Genomic DNA, 26,560 nt, shown 5'->3' with positions numbered 1-26,560 from the left:
CGAATAACGTCTTTTTGTGGTGACTTTCATAAACACCTTACCTCTTGAATTAAGGTGTCTACTTTTTCAGGGGCGGATCACTTTTTGCTCGTCCCTCGTCCCTCGTCCCTCGTCCCTCGTCCCTCGTTACTCGTTACTTCCATATCCCCCCGGATTCTGTGACTGCCATCGCCAGGTGTCGGCGCACATTTCCTCAATGCCTTTCTTCGCCTTCCAGCCCAGTTCCTGTTCCGCCAGGGTGGCATCCGCAAAACAGGAGGCCACGTCTCCCGCCCGCCTGGGTGCAATCTGGTAAGGTACGGGCCTGCCGCTGGCATTTTCGAATGCCCTGACCATATCCAATACGCTGTAGCCCTGTCCGGTGCCCAGGTTATAGATCTTCAGGCCGCAGCCTTCACTGAGTTTGTCCAGTGCCTTGAGGTGACCGGCTGCCAGATCCTCCACATGGATATAATCCCGTACGCCGGTGCCGTCGGGGGTGGGATAGTCGTCGCCGAATATGCTGAGTTTTTCACGACGACCGCCGGCCACCTGGGCCACGAAGGGCATCAGGTTATTGGGGATGCCGTTGGGATCTTCGCCTATCTGCCCCGACGGGTGGGCGCCGACAGGATTAAAATAACGCAGCAGGGCAATATTCCAGCGGCTGTCCGCCCGGTGCAGGTCTTTGAGCAGCAGCTCAACCATCAGCTTTGACTGGCCATAGGGGTTGGTGGGTGTTCCGGTGGGCATGTCCTCAATCAGCGGCAGGTGGACGGGGTCGCCATAGACAGTGGCAGAGGAACTGAACACCAGATTGCGCACCTGGTGTTTTTCCATCGCCTGGCAAAGTGTCAGGGTGCCGCTCACATTGTTCTGATAGTAACGCAGGGGCTGTTCGACGGACTCCCCTACCGCCTTGAGGCCGGCAAAATGAATCACCGAGTCGAAGTCGCCGTCTTCGAACAGGCGGTCCAGGCCGTCTGCGTCGAGAATATCCCCCCTGACAAAGTTCAGGGTTTTGCCGGTCAGCGTCTGCACGCGCCTGAGCGATTCGTCTGAGGCGTTACTCAGGTTGTCCAGCACCGTAACCTGGTGTCCCGCTTCCAATAACTGTAAAACCGTGTGGCTGCCGATATAGCCGGCACCGCCAGTAACCAGAACATGTGACATGGAAATTCCTTATTCAGTCTTGTGGTTGTCAGTGTGGCCGCTGTCAATATACCCGGCACAAAAGCCATACTGAACGGGTTTGAGGATCAGCGGATAGATAAGCAATGAAAGCAAGGCCCATACCAGGTTATGCCAGTGATCCGGGCTTCTGAGCACAAAGATGAAAAACAGGCTCAGCATGACCAGCTTGATCACATTCAACAGCAGCCGTTGCGGGCCGGTCAGACGCTGGTTGGCCTGACGAACGCGGGCCAGTCGTTCGGTGAGTCTCAGGCGGGCCAACCCGGGAATGTGACGAGTGGAGAAATACAGCTTCATAAACCAGCAGTCATGGGAATTTGCCTGGCAGGATAACCAAAGTTGCTGCCAATAAGAAGCCATTAAGGGATTTTGAAACGCAGACACCCGGCCTGGGCCGGGTGTCTGAAAGAAACAGTGTGTTACTGTCTTACTCCTTAACTTGCCTTGATGGGCTCATTGGCATCGATGACAGCCGTTGAGTCGTCCTTCTCGGCCAGTTTTTCCCATTGCTTGGTCTTCAGACTGACCAGCAGCACGACAATCCCCACGGCCACACTGAACAGGGTGATCTGCATAAACAGTGCGGGCATTTCGCTGGGTTTCTCAGGATCGAAGTTACCCGCCAGCAGGCCGGCTACCACGTTACCTATGGAGTAGGTCAATACGAACACGCCCATCATCTGGCCAGCCATGCGCTTGGGTGACAGCTTGCTCACCGCGCTTAGGGCAACCGGACTCAGGCACAGCTCACCCACTGTATGCAGGAAGTAAGTGGCAATCAGCCAGAACGGCGCTACTTTCAGGCCGCTGGCTGCCAATTGAGCGGCGAAGAACATCACGATAAAGCCGGTGGCCATGATAATCAGGCCTACGGCGCTTTTCAGGCCGTAGGACGGATTGATCATGCGTTTGCTGAGGTTGATCCACAGCGCGGCGAAGAACGGCGACATCAGTACCAGAAAGATGGAGTTGGCCGACTGGAACCAGGGGGTAGGGATTTCAAAGGTGCCGATCATGCGATCGGTCAGGTCGCGACCAAACAGATTCAGGGAGGAACCGGCCTGCTCGAATCCCGCCCAGAAGCAGGTGGAGGCAATACAGACCAGCAGCAGGGCCAGCAGACGCTTGGTCTCATCGCCGGTGAGGTTGCCAAACATAAAGATACCGGCGTAATACAGGATAAATACCGCCGTGATGCCGATAGCCACGTACTGGGCCATGGCCACAGGATCAATGACAATGGCGCCGGTCATTACCATGGCGGTAACGATCACCAGGCCTATCATAAAGGCCAGGATCGCCATCCAGGCGCTTCGGGTGTTCCTGGGGGTCATGGGCTCGGCCGGACCGTCGCCGATACCAGACAGTCTGGACAGGGTGAGGCGGTACTGGATCAGACCCAGGCCCATACCAATGGCGGCGGCGCCAAAAGCCCAGTGCCAGCCCATATTGGTCTGCAGGTAGCCACAGACGAAATAACCGATGATGGAGCCCATGTTGATACCCATGTAATACAGGGTATAGCCGCTGTCACGGCGCTGGTCGCCCGAACTGTAAAGCTGGCCCACCAGTGCGCCGATATTGGGCTTAAGCAGGCCGGTCCCCAGTACTACCAGGATCAGGCCGATAAAGAAGGTCTTGTCCGATGGAATGGCCAGCACGATATGGCCGGTCATGATAATCAGGCCTCCGTACCAGACGGCCTTCTGGCCGCCGATCAGCCGGTCAGCCATCCAGCCGCCGGGCAGACCCATAAAATAGACGGCCCCCGTATACAGGCCATAGATGGCGGTGGCTGAGGCCACGGTAATCACCAGTCCGCCTTCCTGCAGGCTGGCGGTCATAAAGAGTACCAGCAGGGCGCGCATGCCGTAATAACTCATGCGCTCCCACATCTCGGTGAAGAACAGGGTGGAGAGGCCGCCCGGATGGCCGAAAAACTCTCCCTTGTCACTTGATGTCGTTGTTTTAATAGTCGTTGTCATATTATGCCTATATGGAGATTCAGACCGGCGCTGATGGAGCCGACCCTATCACTTCTTGGTTGCATCGGTGTTCGCAAGCAGGCAGCAGGGTATTGCCCATAGCGCAAAACGCCGATTGCGAGGGCTCGGTTATACAGTTGACGTGCGTCAAATGCAAGATGGCAGGGTTTGACGGCGGGACAGGCGGGCTGATTTCAGCAGATGGGGAACCTTTTGGGGCCATCGGACTCATACAGGGCTGTCTGGTTCCCTGACGCCGCGCAGGAACAGGGAAGTATAGATTGTTTGTTTTATCTATCTTTCGGTAGAATACCGCCGCTTATTATAAGAATGCACATAACCGGAAGTTGGGCTGCACTGCTGATGAATTTTATACGGATCCTCTCAATACTCTCTTTGCTGGTCATGGTCAGCTTTGGTTCTGCGGCACAAACCGCTAACCTCAGCCAGGAACAGATCCAGCGTTTCAAGAACATGTCACCGCAGCAGCGTCAGATGCTGGCCAATCAGTTGGGCATCGATCTGTCCAGCCTGGAGCAGATGGGCCAGTCGGGTCTGTCAGGTATGAATCGGGACAACGGCCTCAACACCCAGCAACAGATTTATCCCCGCGGCACCCAGTTCGATGAGTTTGGCAATCCCCTGACTCCGGAAGAGCAAAGAGCCCGGGAAGAGCAGGAAAAAGAAGAAGAGGACGAACTTAAGCCGTACGGCTACGAGTTGTTCGCTAACGCCCCTTCCACTTTCACCCCCACTTCGAATATCCCTGTGCCGGCCAATTATATCGTCGGGCCGGGTGACCAGTTGCTGGTACAGTTGTATGGCAAGGAAAACCAGGAATATCAACTGGAAGTCAGCCGCGACGGCTCGGTGGTCGTGCCCAAACTTGGCCCCATTACCGTGGCAGGGAAAAGCTTTTCCGAGTTGAAGAGCTACATGGCCGATGTGATTAAACGGCAGATTATCGGCGTGGAAGTCAGTGTAACCATGGGCGAGCTACGCACCATGCGGGTATTTGTGATGGGCGAGGCCTATAAGCCCGGTGCTTATAATGTCAGTTCGTTGTCCACTATCACCCATGCCCTGTTTGTCAGCGGTGGGGTGACAGAGATAGCTTCTCTTAGAAATATTCAGCTAAAGAGGGCGGGTGAACTGGTTCAGACATTGGACCTGTACGACTTGCTGAATAACGGCGACGCCTCAAAAGATGCTCTGTTGCAGCCCGGCGACGTAGTCTTTATTCCCGCTGTTAACAAAACTGTGACGGTGGACGGACTGGTGCGTCGTCCGGCCATTTATGAGCTTAAGCATGAAGAGAGCCTGAGCCAGGTCATCGAGCTGGCGGGCGGCAAACTGCCTAGAGGCTATGCCGGAGCAGTCAGCGTCAAGCGATACCAGGCTGGCGTGCAAGTACAACTGACCGTTGATTTGAGCAGTGAAGATATCAAGGTCCAGGCCGGCGATGAAATTGAAATTGCCCAGGTGGTGCCGAGGATTGCCAATTCGGTGTCGCTGATTGGCGCCGTGGCCAGACCGGGCAACTACCAATGGTATGAAGGACAGCGGGTTTCCTCCTTGCTGGGAGACACCCGAAAGTCACTGCTGGAAACGGCCGACTTGAATTATCTGCTGATATTACGTGAACAGAACGAGAATGGTGACCTCAATGTTCTACAAACGGATCTGACCCTGTTAGGGGAGGATCCGCAAGCCGACCTGTTGCTTAAACCCAATGACAAAATCCTGGTGTTTTCGCGCATAGAAAGTGAAGCCATCAGCGATATTCGCCTGGACGATTTGGCTTTCACTAATGAGCAACTGAAGGAAAACGAGAAGGAAAAGTGGGAAAAACGCATAGAGGAAAAACTGTTCTGGAAACAGTTGGGACTTGAGGAATCGCCTGCACAAAGCAGTTCATTCGATGATGAAGAAATACAGTTACTGGCTTCTCAGACCCTGATCGAGCTGACGGAGGAAGAAAAAGAAAAAATCCTTGAGCTTAAGGACACCACCTATTACTCCAGAAAGCGCATGCTGACCCCTGTGATTGCCAAGCTCAGGGAGCAGGCCAAATTGGGAGAACCCCTTCAATTGGTTGAGGTGGTAGGAGAGGTCAAGGTGCCGGGGGTCTACCCGTTACCGCAAAATGCCACCGTACTGAAGCTGATGAAGGCGGCCGGGGGATTGACTGAATCCTCCTACGGCCTCAAGTCCGAGATTACCCGTACCATTATCAACGATAAGGGGGTGGCGGAAGTAACTCATCTTAATTTCAGCCCAGCCGATGTGCTGGCCAACGATCAGGACGACAATATCGCGCTGAAGAGTAAAGACAGGGTCAATATCTTTACGATTCCTTCCTGGCAGGAAGATTTGCGGGTAACAGTAAAAGGCGAGGTGGAATTTCCCGGCGAGTATACTATTCGCAGGGGCGAGACTCTGTCAGATTTGCTGGAGCGGGTCGGTGGGCTGACCAACTACAGTGAGCCCGCGGCTGCCATTTTCACCCGCGAATCGCTAAAGGAACGAGAGCGGGAGAACTTAGTCAGGTTGGCGGAAGAATTGCGTAAACAGATTGCCTCAGAAAGCCTGAGAAGGCAGACCGGCGCAGGTGCGGTAGTCAGTTATGATCAGGCCAAAAACCTGTTGAGGGATTTGACCAAGGTTGAGCCGGTAGGCCGCCTGGTTATAGATCTGCAGGCCGTAATAAACGGACAGAAGACCTCAGATGTTACTCTGGAAGACGGCGATGCGCTGTATATTCCGGGCAAGACACAGTCAGTTAACGTCATTGGTGAGGTCTATGTGCCCACCTCGCACTTGTACACAGCAGGACTGGATTACGAGCAATATATACTTCGCAGCGGAGGCTTTAAGGAACTGGCGGCGGATGATAAGACCTATATTATCCATGCCGATGGATCGGTGAGCGTACCTGGCAGGGACAGCGGTTTCTGGTTCTCCAGTGGCACCCAAGAAACAGGCATTAAACCCGGCGATACCATAGTAGTGCCGTTCAACTCGGACTATGTGGACAATATGACCTTATGGACCAACGCCACTCAGATTATTTATCAGTTGGCTGTGTCCATTGCTGCGATCAGCTCTTTGTAATTTCGCATGTACTACAGGATTTTTTGATGTTGAAAAGAAAATTAGTTCATAGAGGCTTTTCTTTAATTGAATTGTTAATTGTTATTATGATTATTGGCTTGTTGGCGTCATTGGTGGCTCCGACAATGTTCTCTAAGGTCAGTTCATCACAAAGAAAAACCGCTGCAGCACAAATGCAGATGTTTGAGACGGCTTTGGATACTTACCGTTTGGACATGGGCAGTTATCCAGAGTCTTTGCAGGAACTGAGACAAAGTGACAAGCAGGGATGGGATGGTCCCTATTTACCAAAGGACGTTCCTATGGACCCTTGGGATAACCCATACGCGTATAAAGTGCCCGGGGATGATGGTAAGCCTTACTATCTGGCTTCTTATGGAAAAGACGGTCAAAAAGGGGGAAAGGATGACAACGAGGATATCGTGCATCAATGAAGGTGGCAGATAAGGTCCTTACCGATGATTTTGGCGTTTCCAAACTAGACCTGGAGAAGGCTCGCCAGTTTCAAAGAAAAAATGGCGGTCGGGTTGAACAACTGCTTATTAATCTTGGTAGCTTACCCGAGGATAAGTTGCATGAATATTACTCCACTGTATATGAAGTACCTCAGTTCGATTCAAATCTCTACACACCAAGTTCAACTACCCTCGATCCAGAATTGCTGAATAGATTGATTGAATTTGACTGGTTTCCTGTATCTGACCAGCAAGGTCATTTATCTTTTGCTGTGCGTTATCCGTTGCAACCGGAAGCACATGACTATTTGCATGGCTCAGGTATAGCTTCCTTCATTACCCAGGTGGCCAGCTCTAGTGACCTGAACGAGTTGAGAGCCTGGTTTGCCAGCCACCTTGCCCAAGACGATGAAAAGCTGCAACTGGGTGGTGAAGATGAAGAAGAAAGGTTAAAGGAAATGGCTTCTGAAGCGCCAACTGTTAATCTTCTAAATGCTCTGGTTACCAGAGCGTTACGCCAAAATGCTTCAGATATGCACCTTGAGCCTATCCGCGGACAGTATCGCGTTCGGTTCAGAATTGATGGTGTATTGCATGATATCGAAACCTTGCCTGCCAGGATGCAATTGCCAATAGCAACAAGGCTAAAAATTCTATCCGGTATGGATATTGCGGAAAAACGCCGTCCGCAGGACGGTAAAATTGAGATGAAGATAGCTAATCAGGAACTGGACATTCGGGTGTCGGCTTTGCCTCTCAATGAAGGTGAGAGCATCGTCATGCGTTTCTTAAGAAAAGAATCAATAAATTACGACATGTCTGTTCTGGGAGTGGCAGCTGATATTGTTGAGCAGATAGAGGCTGATTTGAATAAAACAGCCGGAGTGGTACTGATGACTGGTCCAACAGGATCAGGTAAGACCACAACACTTTATACATTCCTTAATCATCTTAACGATGATGATGTAAAGATCATAACTTTGGAAGATCCGGTGGAATATCAGCTGTCAGGTGTTAATCAGGTGCAGGTTAATCCAGATATTGATCTAACTTTCGCTGCCGGTCTGCGGAGCATTGTCCGGCAAGACCCTGATGTAATAATGGTGGGTGAAATTCGTGACAAAGAAACAGCTCAGATAGCCTTGCAATCAGCACTGACGGGCCATCTTGTTTTTTCAACGGTACATACGAATGACGCACCCAGTGCCTATACACGCCTCATGGACCTTGGTGTTGAAGAATTTCTTCTGAATGCCGGGCTGGTGTCTATATTGGCACAACGACTGGTCAGAAAACTTTGTGAACACTGCTGTGTCGAAGACCAGCAAGCGTCAATACATATGGAGCAATACCAGTTGGCTTCACTTGCCGCACAATTCGCTATCGATATCCCCAGGCTAAAAATGCATGTCGGCTGCGACAAATGTTCAGGAACTGGTTACAAAGGCCGTGTGGCGATAATCGAATATCTGCCATGCGACGAAGTAATTAAGAGCATTCCCAAAGATGCAAACTTTATTGGTAAAGCTAGGCAGTATCAGAAACAGCAAGGCAGAAGAAGTTTGTTGGAAGACGGCTTTGTAAAGGCTTTGCATGGCACCACAACCATCGAAGAAGTACTAAGAGTGGCAGGCTAGTGCAGTTTTATCAATATCGTGGCTACGATCAGCAGGGAGGTAAGCGTCAGGGACAGATAGAAGCACAGGATCTCCAGCAGGCAAAGATAAAACTCGAGAAGCAGGGCATATTGGTTGCCCAAGTGAGACCTGTCTCTGAAGGCGCGGGTGCATTGCTTGGTGGGCTGATGTCCAATAAAGTTTCCCTGGCCGATCTTGAACTACTGACTTCCGAACTGAGCATCTTATTGGAAAACGGCGTTAAAATAGACAAAGGTATCGATATCATCAAGCGTACGGCTATGAAGCCCGCGCTGGTCAGGTTGCTTTCAGAAGTAAGTGGTTCGCTTAAACAAGGCTCTTCTTTAGGAGACGCACTTGCAGAACAAAGAGGTACCTTTGATTCGCTTTATGTCAATCTAGTCAGGCTTGGAGAAGCATCGGGCAACCTGCCACGTATTTTTCGCCGTCTGTCAGAAGACTTGAAATTTCGCCAAAGCCTGATTTCCAAGGTTACCCAGGCTGTGACATATCCCTTGGTAATAATGCTGGTATGTATTGCCAGTGTCTTCTTTGTCTTTAACTATATCGTGCCGAAATTAGCCAGCCTTTTTGAAGGAGTGCCGGATTTACCCTGGTACACAAGTTTGATGCTGGGAGTTGGAGACTGGTTGTTGAACTACCAGATGTTTTTGTTTCTGGGGGTCGTACTGCTACTTATTTTAGGATTGATCGCTTGGAATAATCTGGAGCTGAGGCAAAAACTTCTAGCCAGATTTTTTCGCTTGCCTGGAATCAGCCGTATTACTCTTCTGATAGAACGAATTCGTTTCAATGCAGGCCTGACTATGATGCTTGAAGCTGGCGTGTCGGTAGACCATGCTTTAAAGCTTGCAGAGGGTAATCTTTCCCACCCAGATCTGAAGACAGAAATGAGTATCTGTATCAAAAAGATTAGTCGTGGCGGCAAGCTATCAGAAAGTTTGGCAGAAACCTCCATTTATCCGGCATTCTACGTTGCCTTGTTGCAGGTTGGAGAAGAAACCGCCACCTTGCCTAGGGTATTCGCCGAAATTACCCAGCGAAGTCGAGACAGCTTTGAATCCTTTACTACCCGGATTACCACCCTGCTGGAACCATTGCTCATTCTGCTGATGGGGGGGATAGTGGGTAGTGTAGTAGTGGTAATGTTGCTCAGCATGGTTTCTATCAATGATGTGGCGTTTTGATCATGAGCCGAGGATTTTCCTTGCTGGAGTTAATGGTCGTACTGCTAATCACTTCTGCTTTGTTGGGCTTGGTTGCTCCTGTTTCCATCAGGCAGGTCGAGAAGAGTCGTGAACATGTAGAGTTGTTGGAATTTCAACGAGACTTGAAGCGACTTGAACAGCAGGCTTTTCTCCTGGGGCAGGATATAGAAGTGAATCTGGAGGGTAAGAAATCGACTATCGTCCAAGGGATGCATGTCAGAGAACACGTTTTCACAGGGCTTTTTTTTGAACCACAACGAATAAAAATCAATGCAAATGGTGAATTCTTGCAGCCCAGAGTCGAAGTATTTTACCGAGGTGAGAAAAGAACGATCAGAACTGAGGAACAGATTGACTAAGTCACAGGGTTTTACATTGCTGGAAACGCTGGTGGCCGGTTTTATCATGTTCCTGGTCATTGCAACCACCACCATGGTCTACAGAGGGGCGTTGCTGTCCAGTCAGAAAGCACAGGTCAGCGTGGAACTGATGCAGGTAGTTCCCTTCATCATGGATTTGACCGAATTGGAAATAAGGCAGAAAAGCGAAGAAACCGACGTGCTCAATGGACAAGGAAAGGTTTTGGGCATTGAGTATTTCTGGCAAGCCAGGATGGAATCCATCGGAGCTGTACCGCCTGAGTTAGATCTGAGCACTGGTGAATCGGTGGCACAGGAGGCAAGGTTCAAACTCTGGGTAGTGGAGCTTCAGTTGAGCATTCAAGGTAGAAAGCAAATATTGCTTTATAAAAAGGTCAGCTGGTGAGAGGCGAATTATTACCGGTTCGGCATCTGCCTTCTGGTTTCAGTCTGGTCGAGCTGCTTATCTCCATGGTGGTATTAACCAGTATAATCTTTCTTGGAAGTTATGCCTATGCAGTGTTCATTGCAAAATGGGACGGGCAGTTGGGCAAGTTTGACCAGAAGGTAGAACAATCCCGGAACCTGATTTTGCTGCATAGGGTTTTACAGGGGATTACCCCCTACGTGGTCGAAAATGACAACGGCGATCCAATGTTGGCATTTGATGGACGTTCATCCACCATAACCACGGTTACATCAGCACCTTTATTCTCCGACGGACTCGCCACTGTCATGCTGCTTGTCGAGCATGGAGAGAGTGCAACTCGGCTGGAGTATTTTGAAAACCCGGGGGCTGGTTATAGCGAAACGCAACTCAAAGCCGGTGATCAGTGGCGGTATCATAAACTTTTGCTTGCGGTGGATAGTCCCCTGATCTTCAGTTTCTTTGCCTGGCCATCTCTTGAACAAAAAGTGCTTTATCAGGAAGGCTTGTCCATTAGCGGTCAGCACGTGGTTCCCGGCTGGTATAAGGCATATAACGCCAAGACTACACAAATGCTGCCGCTGGCAATCTCTTTAAGCTTGGGAGAGGAGGGGATGTTGTTGGTTGACTTGGCCGACAAAGCGGAACAAAAACTGGCACCTTATCATGACAACTATCAGTAGGGGAGTTGCTCTGATACAGGTGTTGCTGATTAGCACCATCATCAGTCTGCTGGCCCTATATTTCTCCCAGACTGCCAGAGTACAGATTGAGGGGGCGTTGCGCATGCAGGAATACACGGAGGCTATGACGCAACTGGCCTCTGCTGAGTCAGATATTATTTTCGCATTGCTCACCTCTGACAGAACACAAGAAAGTTCTGACAGGTTGCAGGGGCGTTGGAACTTTTACAATAGACCTTTCCAATACAGCGAAAGAGTGACCATTAGAATTGAAGATTTGTCGGGGAGAATTAATATTGCGTTCGGGCCCTCGGATCAACTCGCGAACTTGCTTACTGCCCTGGGTCTGGAACAGGGAAGGATTCAGCTTGTTCTGCAAAGCTTGGCAGACTGGGTTGATGCGGATACACTGACCCGCCTGAATGGTGCTGAAGCCGATTACTACCAAGAAACAGGCGGATTGCTGCCGCGCAATGGTGCGCTGCAGTCAGTGGAAGAACTGGTGCATGTGAGGGGAGTTGGTCAACCGTTAATGGATAGCATCCGGGAATTTTTGACTGTGCAACCCTCGCCCAATTTTAATCTGATGGGTGCCCCTGATGAGTTGTTAAGGTTGCTCCTGGACCAGTCAGTCGCCGAGCAGGTTATCCAGAACCGGCTCAATCCACAATTCGACGCCAACCGCTTCACCGATCTTACCGGACTGCAAGAAAGTGAAGGTCAGTATTTTTACCCGGGCAATGTATTGTCAGTGACAACCCGTTACCAGTCGGATTCAGCGCAACTTTCGCAGACTTTTGTAGTGTTGCTTAGCGCGAAAGGGGCAGAGCCGATAAGTATCCTGTCACGCAGATGGAACCAAGAACAAAAATGAAACAATGGTTTGCAGGTCTGATTGGAGAACTCCAAAGAGACGGCCAGATAAACAGATTAGATGGTGTCCGTAGCAAAGGGTTTGTTCCGGTTGTGGTGGTGCCAAGGCAACTGTACCGAGAGGTAATCAAATTTTTTCCGGTCAATAGTCGTGCAGAACTTCAGCGCATTCTTGAACTGGAAGAGAAGACTGCCGGAATCCTAATGTTTACAGAGGTTGATAAACAAGGACAGGGATATTGGGTCAAGCATTACCTAATCGCCAGTTCACTATTCTCGTCTGATGCACAACGCCCTCTTTGGCTGATACCCCACTCGAAATGGATTTGGGCTTCACACCACCAAGATGCCGTGCTGCATGTCGACAGCGACCATCCCTACTTCATCAGTGTTACTGGCAATAAGCATCAATCTTCATTGCTGGAGGGCAATATTCACAATGTGGAACGATTCTGTGATGCCGTAGGCGTTCCCGGCCAGCTTTGTGATAATGTCATGCAAGTTGATGGCCAGATCAGCGTTCCCAATCTGTTCCAGTTGCGAAAATTGTTGCCCTGTCTGAAGACTATGTTTGTTCCTTGGACCAGAGAGCGGATAAGCTGCTGGTTGGTAAAACCGGCGGTGTTTCTGATCTCCTTATTCCTGCTTTATTATCTGCTGGTTAGTGGTTTTTACCTATACAAGGAAAGCGCAGTTACAGGCCAGGCAGACCAATTCAAAGAAGAACTTAATCAGGTATTGTCTGCACAGCAGCGACTGGAGCAACTTAGCAGCCAGGTAAGTAACGTAAACCAGATTCTGGCTGGGGTTCACCATCATGCCAATGTATGGCTGGTCGTCAAAGCGGCGATTGCCCAAGATACCCAATTCAGTTTTATCAGATATCAGCAGGGTAGCTATACACTGAGTGGGCAGGCTCCCAGCGCCTCTGACGTATTGTCGGTTATCCAGGCGCTGTCTTTTGTTCGCCACGCCAGCTTTTCCACGCCTATATCGACTAGAAACAACCGCGAATCCTTCGCCATCCAATTTGAGCTGGTTGAACCAACAACACATGCCCCTTCTGTAGAGGGCAATCGCTGATGAACGATAGAATGAAGCTATTGTTTGTCCTGCTGGTGATACTGGCAATGTTACGTTTTGGATTAGCACCCTGGTTACAGTGGCAGGAAGACAAACATCAGGAAATTATCCTGTTGCAAAAACGAACAAGCAAAGGATTGGCCATTCTGAATAATCAGCAGGCCTTTAGTCAGCAACTGGCTGAATTGGAGTCGGCTGAGGAGCAACTACGCCAGTCGGTATTTGCTGCAGAAGCCGAATCGGCTTTTCAGTTGGCGCGCCAGCGTGAGATAGAGCAATTGTTGAATACTTTTGAGCTCAAGGCCGATAGAATCAGTTGGATGGCGTCTGTCCCAGTGGTGGGAGCCCCCCTGTGGCAGCATACTGCCAGTTTCAGTATTGATGGTAAGACTGAAAATATCGTCAGGTGGCATTTGGCAATGGAGCAGCAAAACCCGGTAATCCATATCAGCACATTTGACGTCCGGTTAGAAAGACAAACCAGCCGAAGCTTGGGCAGAGCCAGGGCTGAGTACCGACTGGTGTTTTATGCCATGCATGCAGAACAGGGAGGGGGCGATGCAGGTAAATAAACTCTACTTGGTTCTCATGATGGTCTTTGGATTCTTTGCAGTATATGACTGGCAGAGCAGGGTGGTATTCGATGATCTGGATAGTGATGCCAATGTTAAACAAAATATGGAGCTGGATATAGCCTGGGCACCTTTGCCGGAAACCTCAGCACAGAAGATCCTATCAGAGCTGGCCGGCTATATGCAGGACAAAGAACCATCACCACAGCAGACCAAAGTAGAATGGACTGACGAGTTCCAGAAGCAGCAACAGGGTGAACTGAGCAGCCTCTTTGCGGGCAACCAGCGCTATCGTCTGGCTGGCATTGTCAGAGAGAAACAGCACTATGCTCTGATATTGGCCGTAAGCCAGGATCTTCAATCGGCGCGCCCCATAAAGCTGACCGTAGGAGAAATACTGAGTGGCTATCAGTTGGTGGAACTTGACAGCACCAATATAAAATTGGTTGCTGGTGATGGCCGGACGGTCAACCTGAAGCTTTTTAATATCGCAGGAAAGAATGAATATAATTAATACCATCGAAAGTCACACTCGCCGCTTGAGTTTGCTGGGGCTGCTGGTCCTGTCGCTTACCACAGGTTGTGCAGCCAACCTTAAAGATACAGTTGCGGTGCAACCCTCCTATCTGCAATCGCCTAAAATTAACGCACAGGAATTGTTGGAGGGAAGCCGTGGAGCAGACGGCAGTGATGAAGGAGAGGGGGGGCAGCTTGTTCGGTTGCCACCAGCATCAAAATTAAGAAGTGATGTTTCCGGCTCCCAGGATCTGTTGAACACTTTCAGCGACAATAGCTTTGTTGAGCTGGCCATGAATGATATGCCGCTTAAAGATTTCCTTCACTACACCTTTGGTGAACTGTTGGCGGTGAACTATGTACTGGATGACAACGCTAAGAATGATGTCTCCACGGTGACCCTGAATCTTCAGGACAGAGTCAGCAAGAGAAGATTGTTTCGGATTGTCGAAGAGGTGCTGACACAAAAGAACTATCTGATCAATCTGACTGATGGACTTTTCTATATAGTTAAGAATACGGAGAAGAATGCTAAAGGTGAAGTAGTGTATGGATTTGGCAACCGCACTAAGGATGTACCACAAACAAGCCGAGAGATTTTTCAGATAGTTCCTTTGGACTATGGGATGAGGGGCAACTACAACCTTATTTTGTCAAAGCTGACCAATGCCATGCTGATACCCGATTTCGATCAGGGGCTTTACTACATTAAGGGAAAGAGAGAGGACGTAGTCAAAGCAATAGAATTTTTGGATATGGTGGACGCACCCTACTACCAGGGACAACATATTGGCTTGGCCACATTTACATATATACCTCCAGAAACCTTCATAGAGCAGGCTACAGTGCTGCTTGAGAATGAAGGAATTAGTGTTGGAACTGGCGGAGCCAAAGGTAAGAGCGTCGTGTTTGTGCCTTTGAGCCACTTGGGAGCAGTCGCAATTTTCGCTTCTTCAGAGGAGCTACTTAGCAGAATAGAGTTCTGGACTGCGCAACTGGATAAACCCGTGCAGGGCGGTGAAGAACAGTACTTTGTGTTTCAGCCACGTTTTGCCCGCGCCACCGACCTGATGGAAAGTTTATCCCCGTTAATTGGCGGCAGCTCACAAGTACTGGCTCGCCCCCAAATAAGCAGTATGCAGGAAGGGCAGGGTAACGTTGCTGAAAGGTCAGAGCCGGCCATTGTTAAAGCTGAGGGAGACGGCATGCGCTTGGTCGTGGATGAGCGCAGCAATGCCATTATCGTTTTTGCATCCGGTAAAAAGTATCAGCAATTGCTGCCGCTGATGAAGCGGATGGATATTATGCCTAAGCAGGTAATATTGGAGGTGGTGATAGCCGAAGTCACGCTCAGAGATCAATTCAAACAGGGTGTCGAGTTTTTTCTGAACAACAATAACTATACCGTGGGTACTGAGGGTGCATTAGGTCTGGGAGATATTGGCGGGTTGACCTATGTGCTTACAGGTAGCAGCCGTTGGGATGTTACGGCTAAACTTGAACAAAGCAATAGTCTGGTTAATGTCCTCTCCCGTCCCTCCCTGGTGGTTCGAGACGGTGTAACAGCCTCAATGGAGGTTGGCACGGATATACCCATTGTCAGCTCTACCTCGTCACCTGACGTGGGTGTCACTACCTCCGTACAGTACAGAAAAACCGGCTTGACCCTGGATGTTACACCGACGGTGAATAGCCAGGGGGTGGTTATCATGGAGATTTCACAGAATATCAGCAGTGTGCTGGACGACGGCATTACTGCTCAGGGGGCTCCCTCCATCTTTGATCGCTCCATGCAAACAGAAGTAGTGGCGGATAGCGGCCAAACTGTGATTCTGGGCGGACTGATCAGCGAGAATGTCAGCAAGGGAAACTCTAAGGTACCGGGACTGGGTGACCTTCCTTTACTGGGCCAGTTGTTTTCCAGTAAAAGTGATGTCACTGACAAGACGGAGTTGATAATAATGGTCACCCCAAGGATAATTCACAATCAGGAAGAGTGGTTGAGTATTCGTGCTCAGTTTGATCAGGGTCTTAGTCAGTTGAAGTTATCGGACTGAATATAAAATTATCCGTGTTTATAACTATGCCAATGGCGGCTTGAACCCCCTGATTTTTTCAGGTAAAACATTGGGGCGCTAACCTAGGAAGTGCAGATATCCGCTTCCTGGGTTAAGTCTCAAGGTGTGCTAGGGGCGGTCGATAAGTGTACAGACGACTTGCTGGAAAGTAAGCAACTGTTGACACTAGAAAAATAAACGACTTACACTCTGGCATGTTTCTAAATAAAGCTGGTTTAGCCGGTTTTATTTGGATAGACTTAAACAGATGGAGTGAAATGAGAACTTCCTTTCTTGTTGAATTCCATAGTTTCATGAAACTTAAAGGAAAAAACTATGTTTAAAAAGACGCTCTTGGCAATGACCATTGCTGGTATTGCTGGAACAGCTTCCGCGGCAAGTATCACAGCGACTGCTGTAAACGTTTCTGTTGAAGGCTTTGGCGCCCAGGCTGCCGCAGCCCGCATTATCGAGGTTGATGCTGCTGGTGATGTGACTGATCTGACAATCGATTTGGCTGCCGATCTGATTACTAACGATGTAGTGGAAATCGCTTTCCAAGGCGCCACTATTGACACTTCAAGTGTGCCAGTGATTACTCTGGATGCTACTGGTGTTCCAGATACAGCTTCGTTGCAGTTTTTGGATATCAAAGCTGGTAGCCCAAACACTCTTCGTTTCCGTGTAACTGCTGATGTTGCCGCAGTCAATGCTGCTGGTGAGCCTAATGACGACGATGATCTGCTGTTGAGTGGTGTTGTTTTAAACCCTACTTCCGCAGCTGATGGTGCAGAAATCACTGTAACATCCAAGGCGATCTCTTCTTCTGCCGCTATCGGTGAGTATGAAATCGTTTCTACTCCAGTTGACGTAGCTGCATTCCGCAACCAGTTGGAAGCTGATGTTGATGCTTTGGATGGCGTGGTTGACGTAGGCAACAGCCGTCTGACTTTCACCTCCTCTGGTACTACCGATGAGCTGGTAGTTAACCTGGTTGACAACAGTGGCGACGTCGATGCCCTGACCCTGACCACTATCACTCATACCATTATGGGTGAGGATTTCGGTTGGGTGATGTCTTACGATGCCGAAGCCAACGGCGGTGACGCTGATGGAGAACTGGATGCCGGTGAGCTGGCCGCTGCTGTTTCAGTAGCGACGGGTGGTGATGATACATTCACTATGGATCTGGATCTGGACACCAATACTCTGACAATTGAGCAGACTGTAAACGGTGGTGCTGTAGATGCAGCGACAACAGTGACCTTCACCGTGCCTGGTGACATGGCCATCCCAGAGCAGACCTTCACTGCGTCTATTGTGGGTGATGATGGTACGACTTCAGCCACTGCTGCTGCTGCCGGTACTTCAGTGGGTGCCTGGACGCTGAACGGTTCTGTATTCCACGTGCCTGCCATGTACTCAGATGCTAACCATGCTGCTCTGGTGCGTGCCGCTAACCGTGGTAACCTGGATGCCAACGTTGAGCTGGTGCTGTATGTTAACGGTGTAGCGAAGAGCAAAGGCGTAATCGGTACTGTTGGTAAGTACTCTCAACTGAACTTGGGCCCTGCAATTATTGCAGCCGCTGCTGAGGAAGGTATGTCTTCTGGTTATTCCTTCGACCTGGTATTCGAAGGCTCTAACAATGCTATCGACATCACTGCTCAGTATGTTAACAAGTCCAGCGCAAGCCGCGCCGTAATTCAGGTTACTGAGCTGTAATAGCCAGTTAACTTAGTTACACAAGAAAAAAGCGGGCCAATTGGCCCGTTTTTTTATTTTTGATACTATATACCCGGGCTTGTAACGATATTATTTATTTTAGTAGTGAAAAGAGTCTAAGACGGATGAGTCAAACAAAAGCAATCATAACTGATATCAATCAAGGTAAGTTTAAAAAGGCTTTGAAAGGTTTGGATAAATGTAAACCAGATATTCCATCTTTTGAGTACCATAGTCTGAATGGCACGTGTCATTACAAGCTCAAGAATTACAGACGCGCGATATCATTCTGGAAACTGGCTACGCAAAGTGCCGTTAAACAACAGCAAGCTAAACTGTACCTTAAGATTGCTCATGCCTATGAGAGGCTGAGCCTGTTTCCTGAAATTATACAGTCCCTTAAAGCATCAGTTGACGCTGATCCTTCACTGAACAACCTAAATGCAAGACAGAGTCTTTGTGACTGGCTGTATAATTACAAGGAGTGGGAGGAGTTTGAACAATACGTTCAACCGCTTCTTAGCCTGAGTGACAGATATGTCCGTATGAATATTATGTATACGACTTGTTTGTTTGAACAGGGTAAGAATGATAAAGCTTTAAGTATTGTCCGGTATTTGACCGCACATCTGGATTTGATCGATCTACGCTCTGTCACCTCTTTGTTACTTCAGTTAAATAAGCTGTCTGATTCTGAGTATGCTGTATTGTTACCCAAGGTCATTAATCGACATGGAAACCAGCCTACTCTTGCGGCACACCAGGCTAATCTGGCCTTAATCAATAAAGATTATGAGCGGGCATTGTCATTAATGTCAGGTATCGATATCCATAAGCTTCCAGAGTGGTACCAGACATCATGGCTATTGGAAAAATACGGGAAGGCTCTGGATGCAGTTGGACGATATGATGAAGCTTTCGAGAAGTTCCGTATGGCGGGTGAATATTCGTTAAAAAACGAATCGGAAAAAGTAAAGAAAAACCTTGCCTACGACAGTCTTCCTAAATACCAGAAGTTGAGACCTGAGCCTACCAGTTCTCAATACACAGGTTATCGACCAACCTTCTTAATGGGATTTGCCCGTTCTGGTACAACATTGCTAGAGAATGTGTTGGCTACCAGCAACGACATAGTCGCAATGCAGGAACCCAGGACTATAGTCAGGGTGCTTGAAGAGGTAGAGTTACAAGATAAGAAGGCGATTGAAAGGGACTTTCCATTCCCTGAAAGCCTTTGGATGGAGCTTAGGGATACCTATTTCAGAGTGGCGAAGAATATCGTAGCTTGGGATGAGGGGAAATGTCTTCTCGATAAACAGCCTCTTAATACGCTGAATTTACCGCTTATTAATAAGTTATTTCCCGGTGCAAGAATAATCTTCTCTTTACGTCACCCATTGGATGTTTGCCTGAGTTCCTTTATGCAAGGTTTTAATCTCAATATGCAGACCTCCCATTTTCTGACCCTGGAGTCTACTTTCAAACGTTACGCAAGTATTATGCAGTTATTTCTTCGATACCGTGAAAAATTGGATCTGAATATTCATTATATTCGCTATGAAGATTTGGTCGCTGATTTTGATAGTCAGGTAAAGGCCACCTTTGATTTCCTTCAACTGGCAGTCCCTGAAAATTATAATAAATATTATAACAATACGACAGGTAAAGTAGTAACCACCCCATCGAGAAGTCAGGTCTCACAGCCTATTTATCAGGACTCGACTTATCGATGGAAGAACTATCAGTCGTATCTTGAGCCCTATATTTCGATTGTTCAGCCATACATTGAAGAGTTCGGATACTAATGCAAGAGCCGAAAATTTCTGCCAAGGCAAGTTTCTATAATATTGAGCATATACTCATTGGACATAATTCGCGAATAGATGATTTTTGTGTTCTCTCTGCTGGGTTAGGCGGAATTGATATTGGTCGAAATGTGCATATTGCGGTTTACACCTCTTTGATGGGGGCAGGGAAGATAACGATAGAGGACTTTGCCAACCTTTCCTCAAGAGTAGCTGTCTATTCTAGCAATGATGATTATTCAGGCCACTTTATGACCAACCCTACTGTTCCGGCTAAGTATACAGATGTTACTCACGCACCGGTGCATATTGGACGCCATGTAATCGTCGGTTGTGGTGCGGTTATTCTTCCAGGAGTAACGATTGGAGAAGGAGCAGCTATTGGCGCGCTTTCTCTGGTCAAGGACGATGTTGAGCCTTTTGCTATCTACGCCGGTGTTCCAGCCAAAAAAGTAGGCATGCGGCACAAAGGTCTGCTGGATATTGAAAGGAAATGGCTGGGGTGAATGACCTCCCTGGCTAGCTGCTTTAATGGAATTGGAGCCTTATCACTTTTACTGGCATAATTCGTCCTCTTCAGTGGAGTACGTTAGTAGATGATTCCAGTAACCAAGCCATATCTTCCCCCAAGTCAACGTTATTCAAAGTATCTTGATAAAGTGTACGAGACTTGCCAGCTTACCAACGGCGGGCCGCTATATAGGGAACTGACGGATAGGCTTGAAGACTATTTGGGTGTCTCCAACCTGTTGCTAGTCAGCAACGGTACTATTGCCTTGCAAGTTGCTATGCGCGTACTAGGACTGGGTCAGAGGCATGTCAGCCTGACCACGCCGTTCAGCTTCGCCGCCACCAGTGGGGCATTGGCCTGGCAGGGGGTTGAGCAGCGTTTCTCGGATATTGATCCATGCTCATGGAACATTAACCTTGATAAGATGAGTGATCCTATTCTTCAGCAAGCCAATGCTATTACCGCCGTGCATGTATTCGGTAATCCCTGTCGCGTTCAGACGTTGGAACAACTTGCCTGCAGACATGACCTCAAGCTGCTGTTTGATGCCGCCCATGCATTTGGAGTTAAGGTCGATGGACGTTCTGTGCTGAGCTATGGTGATGCTTCTACCCTCAGCTTCCATGCCACCAAGTTGTTCCATACTGTTGAAGGCGGCGCGATAGTCTTTAAGGACCGGAATATATACGAGCGGGCTAAGCGTCTGAGCAATTTCGGCCTGAACGACAAGGGGCTGCCCATTGAGGTCGGCATCAACGGTAAATTGAGCGAAGTCCACTGTGCTATGGGGCTGGCAGTTTTGGATAGTATTGATGAGCTCGTTGAGCGCAGGCTGGAGCTCAAGGTCTTATACAGACAAACTCTTCCTGAAGAGCTTACTCAGCAGCGGTGGCACGAAAGTGCCTCGGACAATGGTGCTTATATGCCAATCTTGCTCAAGAATGAGAGCCAGTTGCTGGGGGTGATGGAGTTGCTGAACCAGAAATCGATATTTCCCAGGCGTTATTTTTATCCGAGCCTTAATAAGGTGAAGTGCTATTCTCCCACAGAGCAAATCTGTTCTGTTTCGGAAGATATCTCCAGCCGGGTTTTATGTCTGCCCCTGTATGCAGACCTTAAACCAGAGCAGGTTAGGCATATTTGTGAGCTTACTGCTCGAGGTCTTAGCATTTCATGAGTTTGATTTCAGGGGCTCACTGGACTGCAGTCAGTACTGCCGGCAGGGCCATTATCCAGATTATCCAGCTTTCTGTGCTGGTTCGCCTCCTTGACAAAGAGGAGTTTGCCACACTGGCAATACTGCAGACGCTGTTATTGATTATTGTAGTGTTGATAGAGTTCGGCACAGGTTCCATCATTGTTGCTAAACGTATATCCAGCGTAAAATTGACGGCACAAATGCTGACCCTCAACTTTATATTAGGGTCAATCTATGCAGTTTTGTTGCTGCTTTTTGGACAGACATTTCTGCAACTGTTCGATCTCGGCACAAGTTTTGTCGCTATGGCACTATTCTCTGTGTTGCATTTGGTCAGCTCGCTAACCTTCGTGCCTGCTGCTTTGCTGCAGTTACGCTTAAAATTCAAGGCCATTGCCGTGGCTGAGCTCCTCTGTGCACTAATCAACCTTTCTGTAATTGCGGTGACTCTGTCTTTTGGAGCAGGACTGGCAGGCGTAATGCTGGGCTTTTTACTTGGTATGATCATAAAGCTTTGGATATTAGCCAGCTACTTGGATAGGCCTTTGTCTTTGCAATTCCCTTCGTTAGAGAAAATGCTGCATTTGTTACGCTTTGGTAGCTATAGAAGTGGAAGTATGCTCCTTAACCAAATTGGCAGCAATGCCGATATTCTTATCGTAGGACGATTTTTAGGGGTACAGGATCTTGCAGTTTATGCCGCTGTCAGGAACCTGTTGGCGAAGACCGTTCAGCTGTTTTCTACTGTATTAGGTAAATTGGTTTTGCCTGTTTTGTCGCAGGTTAGAAATAACTCTGTGGCTTTTCAGAGTCGTTTCCTGAAGTCTCTGGCCTTATTGAGTGCGATTATTTTTCCTGTATATGGCGCCTTGGCAGTGACCTCAAATCAGATTACTTTGCTGGTATTTGGCGATAATTATCCGGATGCGTACTGGGTGATGTCGCTGCTGGTAGGTGTCAGTGGTTTGAGGGTGTTGATGGGACTGACTGGCCAAGCTCTACTGAGCCGCTCGTTGGTTCGGCATATGTTTGTCTGGAATTTAGGTGTCTTATCGCTAAGTTGTGTCGTGATTCTACTGGCCGCCAAATACGATCTACAAACGGTTTGTGTCACTCTGTTGGTCATGCAGATTATGTTATGGATAACACAGACTGTGTGGTTGCTAGGCAGGCTGTGCGAATTGAATCTTATCCGATATTTCACTACAGTCCTGGTGTTAGGTGTTCCTTCGGTTTCTTTGGTTGCCGTTAACTGGTACGTTCGCCCATTTACTTCTTTGGTATCTATCGACTGGACAGGGATGACGATGGATATATCTTGTTGGGCTGCGATTCTGGCACTTCAGTACTTTCTATGTCGCTACCTTTTTAAAAGCGGGGATCTTAATGAAAGCTATCCGAGTTAAAAAAAGGTTACAGGAGATGCTCTACCCGCTTGCCTCAATGCTTGCCCGGGTAAATCCATCTCCGGTTTTTTTGTACGGTAATCAAAAATCCGGAACGTCCGCCATCTGCGCCTTGCTGGCCAAAGCTACTGATTGCAGTATGACGTTAGACATGGTCCGAGCTATTCCAAAAGGAGATAAATTAGTATTGTCTCTCCAGGCAGGTTCGTACCAGATAGAAAGATTTGTCCAAGATTATAAACTTGAATTCTCTAAAGAGCTAATAAAAGAACCTACCCTGACTCTTTTCTACCCTAAGATAAAAGAGTACTTCCCAAATTCTCGTTCTGTCTATATTTCTAGGAATCCGGTACAGAATATTCGCAGTATTCTGAATATTTATAATTTGTCTGGCAAAGATAATAGCTGGAAATTTAAGCTTAACCCTCCTGTAAATATGTCTGTCTCTGGCAGAATGATCCTAGATTCTGACTGGCTGTTTGATTCACCCAGTAGTGGCATTATTGAGTCACTTGCTCGGCGATGGAACTACTGTGCCGAGATCTATATAAATCATACTTCTGACTTTATATTGTTTCGCTACGAAGACTTTAAGATGGATAAATTAAATAGTATTCATTCATTGGCCGCTGAACTCAAGTTGCCAATTGTGGCAGATATTAGCGGTCACCTCCACAAACAGTATCAGCCAAAAGGTAGCTCAGATATGAATGTTCTGCAGTTTTTTGGAGAAGAGAATTATCAACTGATTATGGATGTTACCAAGCCCTACAGAACCAGACTCGGGTATTGAGAGTAAATGAGCAATCTGTTGTTAGATACTGAGCTAGATTCTTTTCCACCATATGTAACCAGGACTTTTCTTGAAGAGGAGAAGTTTTTTTCAACTTGGCAGTGTCCGGTTCATTCTCCTGCTCAATGGTTTGAGGATGATAGAGTAAGGGTACTCCTTGATGGGGATATTTATAGCGGTGACGAACTATTGAACAGGTTTCAACCTGCACAAATGCTTGCCGAGAAATACCTTGCCGGTGAATTGTCAGAAACTCTGCCCCGTTTAAACGGCTATTTTTGCTTTTCTCTGCTGGATAAGAAGCGGCAACGTGTGACCTTGTGTACTGACAGGTATGGCATGAAGCCTTTGTATCTTGGGTTTTGTGATGAGCGATTAGTTGCTTTTTCCAATCATGCAGGGCTGCTCCTGGAGTCAGGAACTGTCCCAATAACTGTTGATTCTGAGGCAGTAAAGTCATCTGTAGTTCATGGCCATTACCTTGCTAATTCTACCCCATTTTTGGCTGTGAAGAGAGCTGGTCCGGCTAGTTGCTATTCGGTTACGCTGGAGTCGGGTGAAGTTGAGAGACAGTACTACTGGACATGGTCAAGCATTAAAAGGAATGAAGAGTATGAATTGGCTGCCGCCGTTGAGACTGGACATGAATTGCTTGAGCAGGCAGTACGTCGGTGTCTGTCAGTTGTTCAGGGCGGAAAACTCTCTATTTGTCTAAGTGGCGGTCTGGACTCAAGAGTCTTGCTGGCTATCGCCAGGAAACATTTCGAAGGCGAAATTAGAACGTTTACTTTCGGTTTGCCTGGATGCATGGACGCCACAATTGCCAGGCAGGTTTCAGATTTGGCAGAAGTAGAAAACAGCTTTTTCCCCCTTACCAAAAACAATTGGTTCAGGCGAAGGATTGCAGGTGCCACGGCAACTCAGGGCATGAAAAATATAATTCACATGCATGCATTAACTGTCGCCGGTGAGGCGTCAGCTTTCAGTCCCTACATGCTGAATGGTTACCTTGGAGATGCCATCTTGGGAGGTAGTTATCTTGTGGATGGCCTGGGCGAAGCAGTTAGTGAAGAAATATTGCTCGTCAAATATAAAGAAAGTTTCGGTCGAGTGATAGAACAAAAAGAATACTGGGATTTTAAGGGAACAGACCCTGTATTCATATATAATCGGGGTGTTAGATTTATTTCTGCCGGGTCCGATTTAATATCAGGTTTCTTTCACCATCTCAAGCCATTCATGGATTATAATCTTGTCGACTTTGTTTACAGCATCCCTGATGATTTACGCAAGAGTAACCTCTTGTATGAAAAGATACTGTTAAAGTATTACCCAGAGTACTTTGAAAGTATCCCATGGCAAAATACAGGTGTCCCGATAGGGAAAGTTTCCAGTTCAAAACGTGGTCTTTCGCTCTTTAAGGATAAACTTAAGTCAATAGTTAGACGGACTCCTCTTCACTCGCTAGCAATCACGTTGTATCGAAAAATTTTTCCCCCGAAACATTATGTTTCATACCAAGACTGGGTACGGGATGCCAGCTTTGAGAAATGGGTAAGAAAGATCCTTTGTTCAGAGGATTCATTGGTTGTCATGGCTCTTGGTACTGACTATGTACATCAGGTTGTAGACAGTTTCTACACGGATGAAAGACAAAGAGCCGAACCTTTGGGATCTCTATTGTCCCTGGAGATATATTTAAGAAGCATTAAGTCGTGCTGTCATCAAAAATGCGTGGGTTCTGACGTAGGAAAGTTTATATGAGTGGTAACAAAATAGGGAGTGTAATGATAACTGGCGGGGCGGGCTTTATTGGCAGTAACCTCGTTCGTTATATCAATGAAAACACTCAAAGTAAAATAGTCAACGTTGACAAGCTTACTTATGCGGGAAATCTTCATTCATTGGAAGGTTTGAGTAATCCCTCCCGTTACACATTTGCTCATCAAGATATTTGTGACAGACAAGAAATCGATGAGCTTTTCAGATTGCATCAACCGGATGTCGTGATGCACTTGGCTGCAGAGTCGCATGTTGACCGCTCGATTGATGGTCCCGGTGACTTTATTCAAACCAATATTGTGGGCACTTTTCAAATGTTGGAAGCTGCACGAACCTATTGGCTAGGGATATCGAAGGAAAAACAACAAGGGTTTCGTTTTCATCACATATCCACCGACGAGGTTTACGGTGATTTGGAAGAGACTGGAGAGTTATTCACTGAATCTACGCCCTATCAACCCAGTTCGCCTTACTCGGCCAGTAAGGCAGCATCTGACCACTTAGTGCGCGCCTGGCACCGTACTTATGGCTTACCGGTGGTAATTACCAACTGCTCCAACAATTATGGTCCCTATCACTTTCCGGAAAAGCTTATCCCCCTGATGATATTAAACGCTTTGGAGGGCAAAACTCTGCCGGTATATGGCGACGGAGGTCAAATTCGCGATTGGCTGTATGTGCAGGATCACGCCGAGGCCTTATGGGCAGTGGTAAACAAGGGGAAGGTGGGAGAAACCTATAATATCGGCGGTCACAATGAAAAGACCAATCTGGAGGTAGTCAAAACCCTTTGTGCTATTCTCGATGAGCTGATAGACGAAAAACCTGCCTCAATCCAGAGCTTTGCCAAGCTGATCACCTTTGTGCGAGACCGGCCTGGTCATGACCGACGCTACGCTATCGACGCCAGTAAAATAGCTAATGAACTGGGGTGGAAGCCCAAGGAGACCTTTGAATCTGGCCTTAGGAAAACCGTTGAGTGGTACTTACGGAACCGCCCGTGGTGTGAACAGGTGCAAAGTGGCAAATATCGACGGGAGCGTCTGGGCAGGGGATAGTTCCGGTTTCTGTTCCTCCACCCTCACAGGAAGCTCTCTCTTGAGAGAAATCATGGATAGAGACTCCATAGACCAATTCACTGTTCGATAAGCAAGTTCTCTCCGTTTATGGCGTTTTT

Annotated in this window: 23 protein-coding genes; 20 read left to right on the top strand and 3 right to left on the bottom strand. The window is 48.1% G+C overall.

Features of this window, described 5'->3' with window-relative positions; all coding sequences use genetic code 11:
- Nucleotides 1–126: 126 nt before the first annotated feature.
- The 3 genes from galE to J0A66_RS20070 all read right to left on the bottom strand — a co-directional run bounded on the left by galE (nt 127) and on the right by J0A66_RS20070 (nt 3,158).
- On the bottom strand, nt 127–1,152 hold the full coding sequence (gene galE, locus J0A66_RS20080; protein WP_206575648.1) for a UDP-glucose 4-epimerase GalE: 1,026 nt from the start codon (nt 1,150–1,152) through the stop codon (nt 127–129).
- Between the two features lie 9 nt (nt 1,153–1,161).
- A complete protein-coding gene (locus tag J0A66_RS20075; protein WP_206575647.1) occupies nt 1,162–1,470 on the bottom strand; it encodes a DUF6170 family protein in 309 nt (102 codons plus the stop codon).
- 137 nt (nt 1,471–1,607) lie between these two features.
- A complete protein-coding gene (locus J0A66_RS20070; protein WP_206575646.1) occupies nt 1,608–3,158 on the bottom strand; it encodes a peptide MFS transporter in 1,551 nt (516 codons plus the stop codon).
- A gap of 363 nt (nt 3,159–3,521) precedes the next feature.
- Between J0A66_RS20070 and J0A66_RS20065 the strand changes: the two genes are divergently transcribed.
- From J0A66_RS20065 to rfbB, 20 genes are all read left to right on the top strand, one after another.
- A complete protein-coding gene (locus J0A66_RS20065) occupies nt 3,522–6,272 on the top strand; it encodes an SLBB domain-containing protein (protein WP_206575645.1) in 2,751 nt (916 codons plus the stop codon).
- Between the two features lie 26 nt (nt 6,273–6,298).
- On the top strand, nt 6,299–6,706 hold the full coding sequence (gene gspG / locus J0A66_RS20060; protein ID WP_206575644.1) for a type II secretion system major pseudopilin GspG: 408 nt from the start codon (nt 6,299–6,301) through the stop codon (nt 6,704–6,706).
- Nucleotides 6,703–8,364 carry a GspE/PulE family protein gene (locus J0A66_RS20055; protein ID WP_206575643.1) on the top strand — a complete coding sequence of 554 codons (1,662 nt, stop codon included), beginning with the start codon at nt 6,703–6,705 and terminating at the stop codon, nt 8,362–8,364. The genes gspG and J0A66_RS20055 overlap by 4 nt, the downstream gene beginning before the upstream one ends.
- Entirely contained in the window at nt 8,364–9,572 is a 1,209-nt protein-coding gene (locus J0A66_RS20050; protein ID WP_206575642.1) for a type II secretion system F family protein, read from the top strand. The genes J0A66_RS20055 and J0A66_RS20050 overlap by 1 nt, the downstream gene beginning before the upstream one ends.
- Nucleotides 9,573–9,574: 2 nt before the next feature.
- Nucleotides 9,575–9,952: a type II secretion system protein gene (locus J0A66_RS20045; protein WP_206575641.1), complete on the top strand. Its 378-nt coding sequence runs from the start codon at nt 9,575–9,577 to the stop codon at nt 9,950–9,952.
- Nucleotides 9,945–10,358 carry a PilW family protein gene (locus tag J0A66_RS20040; protein WP_206575640.1) on the top strand — a complete coding sequence of 138 codons (414 nt, stop codon included), beginning with the start codon at nt 9,945–9,947 and terminating at the stop codon, nt 10,356–10,358. The genes J0A66_RS20045 and J0A66_RS20040 overlap by 8 nt, the downstream gene beginning before the upstream one ends.
- Complete coding sequence (locus tag J0A66_RS20035; RefSeq protein WP_206575639.1) at nt 10,355–11,062, top strand: PulJ/GspJ family protein; 708 nt, start codon at nt 10,355–10,357, stop codon at nt 11,060–11,062. The genes J0A66_RS20040 and J0A66_RS20035 overlap by 4 nt, the downstream gene beginning before the upstream one ends.
- A gap of 124 nt (nt 11,063–11,186) precedes the next feature.
- Nucleotides 11,187–11,936, top strand: a complete 750-nt coding sequence (locus J0A66_RS20030; RefSeq protein WP_241264338.1) for a type II secretion system minor pseudopilin — start codon at nt 11,187–11,189, stop codon at nt 11,934–11,936.
- On the top strand, nt 11,933–13,018 hold the full coding sequence (locus tag J0A66_RS20025) for a PilN family protein (RefSeq protein WP_206575637.1): 1,086 nt from the start codon (nt 11,933–11,935) through the stop codon (nt 13,016–13,018). Before J0A66_RS20030 ends, J0A66_RS20025 begins: the two co-directional genes overlap by 4 nt.
- A complete protein-coding gene (locus tag J0A66_RS20020; protein ID WP_206575636.1) occupies nt 13,018–13,590 on the top strand; it encodes a hypothetical protein in 573 nt (190 codons plus the stop codon). Before J0A66_RS20025 ends, J0A66_RS20020 begins: the two co-directional genes overlap by 1 nt.
- Nucleotides 13,577–14,104: a hypothetical protein gene (locus J0A66_RS20015; RefSeq protein WP_206575635.1), complete on the top strand. Its 528-nt coding sequence runs from the start codon at nt 13,577–13,579 to the stop codon at nt 14,102–14,104. The genes J0A66_RS20020 and J0A66_RS20015 overlap by 14 nt, the downstream gene beginning before the upstream one ends.
- On the top strand, nt 14,091–16,163 hold the full coding sequence (locus J0A66_RS20010) for a secretin GspD/PilQ domain-containing protein (RefSeq protein ID WP_206575634.1): 2,073 nt from the start codon (nt 14,091–14,093) through the stop codon (nt 16,161–16,163). The genes J0A66_RS20015 and J0A66_RS20010 overlap by 14 nt, the downstream gene beginning before the upstream one ends.
- 336 nt (nt 16,164–16,499) lie before the next feature.
- Entirely contained in the window at nt 16,500–17,888 is a 1,389-nt protein-coding gene (locus tag J0A66_RS20005; RefSeq protein ID WP_206575633.1) for a Slr4 family S-layer protein, read from the top strand.
- A 125-nt stretch (nt 17,889–18,013) separates the two neighbouring features.
- Entirely contained in the window at nt 18,014–19,693 is a 1,680-nt protein-coding gene (locus J0A66_RS20000; protein ID WP_206575632.1) for a tetratricopeptide repeat-containing sulfotransferase family protein, read from the top strand.
- On the top strand, nt 19,693–20,199 hold the full coding sequence (locus J0A66_RS19995) for an acyltransferase (RefSeq protein ID WP_206575631.1): 507 nt from the start codon (nt 19,693–19,695) through the stop codon (nt 20,197–20,199). Before J0A66_RS20000 ends, J0A66_RS19995 begins: the two co-directional genes overlap by 1 nt.
- A 90-nt stretch (nt 20,200–20,289) precedes the next feature.
- On the top strand, nt 20,290–21,381 hold the full coding sequence (locus J0A66_RS19990) for a DegT/DnrJ/EryC1/StrS family aminotransferase (RefSeq protein ID WP_206575630.1): 1,092 nt from the start codon (nt 20,290–20,292) through the stop codon (nt 21,379–21,381).
- Nucleotides 21,378–22,808 carry an oligosaccharide flippase family protein gene (locus J0A66_RS19985; protein ID WP_206575629.1) on the top strand — a complete coding sequence of 477 codons (1,431 nt, stop codon included), beginning with the start codon at nt 21,378–21,380 and terminating at the stop codon, nt 22,806–22,808. The genes J0A66_RS19990 and J0A66_RS19985 overlap by 4 nt, the downstream gene beginning before the upstream one ends.
- Nucleotides 22,789–23,601 (top strand): sulfotransferase family protein, encoded by an 813-nt coding sequence (locus J0A66_RS19980; RefSeq protein ID WP_206575628.1) that lies wholly within the window; start codon nt 22,789–22,791, stop codon nt 23,599–23,601. The genes J0A66_RS19985 and J0A66_RS19980 overlap by 20 nt, the downstream gene beginning before the upstream one ends.
- 6 nt (nt 23,602–23,607) lie before the next feature.
- Nucleotides 23,608–25,365, top strand: a complete 1,758-nt coding sequence (locus tag J0A66_RS19975) for an asparagine synthase-related protein (protein WP_206575627.1) — start codon at nt 23,608–23,610, stop codon at nt 25,363–25,365.
- Entirely contained in the window at nt 25,362–26,441 is a 1,080-nt protein-coding gene (rfbB, locus tag J0A66_RS19970; protein ID WP_206575626.1) for a dTDP-glucose 4,6-dehydratase, read from the top strand. Before J0A66_RS19975 ends, rfbB begins: the two co-directional genes overlap by 4 nt.
- Nucleotides 26,442–26,560: the final 119 nt, after the last annotated feature.

It is taken from the genome of Bowmanella dokdonensis (genome assembly GCF_017254865.1).
Classification (GTDB): domain Bacteria; phylum Pseudomonadota; class Gammaproteobacteria; order Enterobacterales; family Alteromonadaceae; genus Bowmanella; species Bowmanella dokdonensis.
Note: the sequence above shows the minus strand (reverse complement) of the source record. Positions and strands in the feature narration are given on the sequence as shown.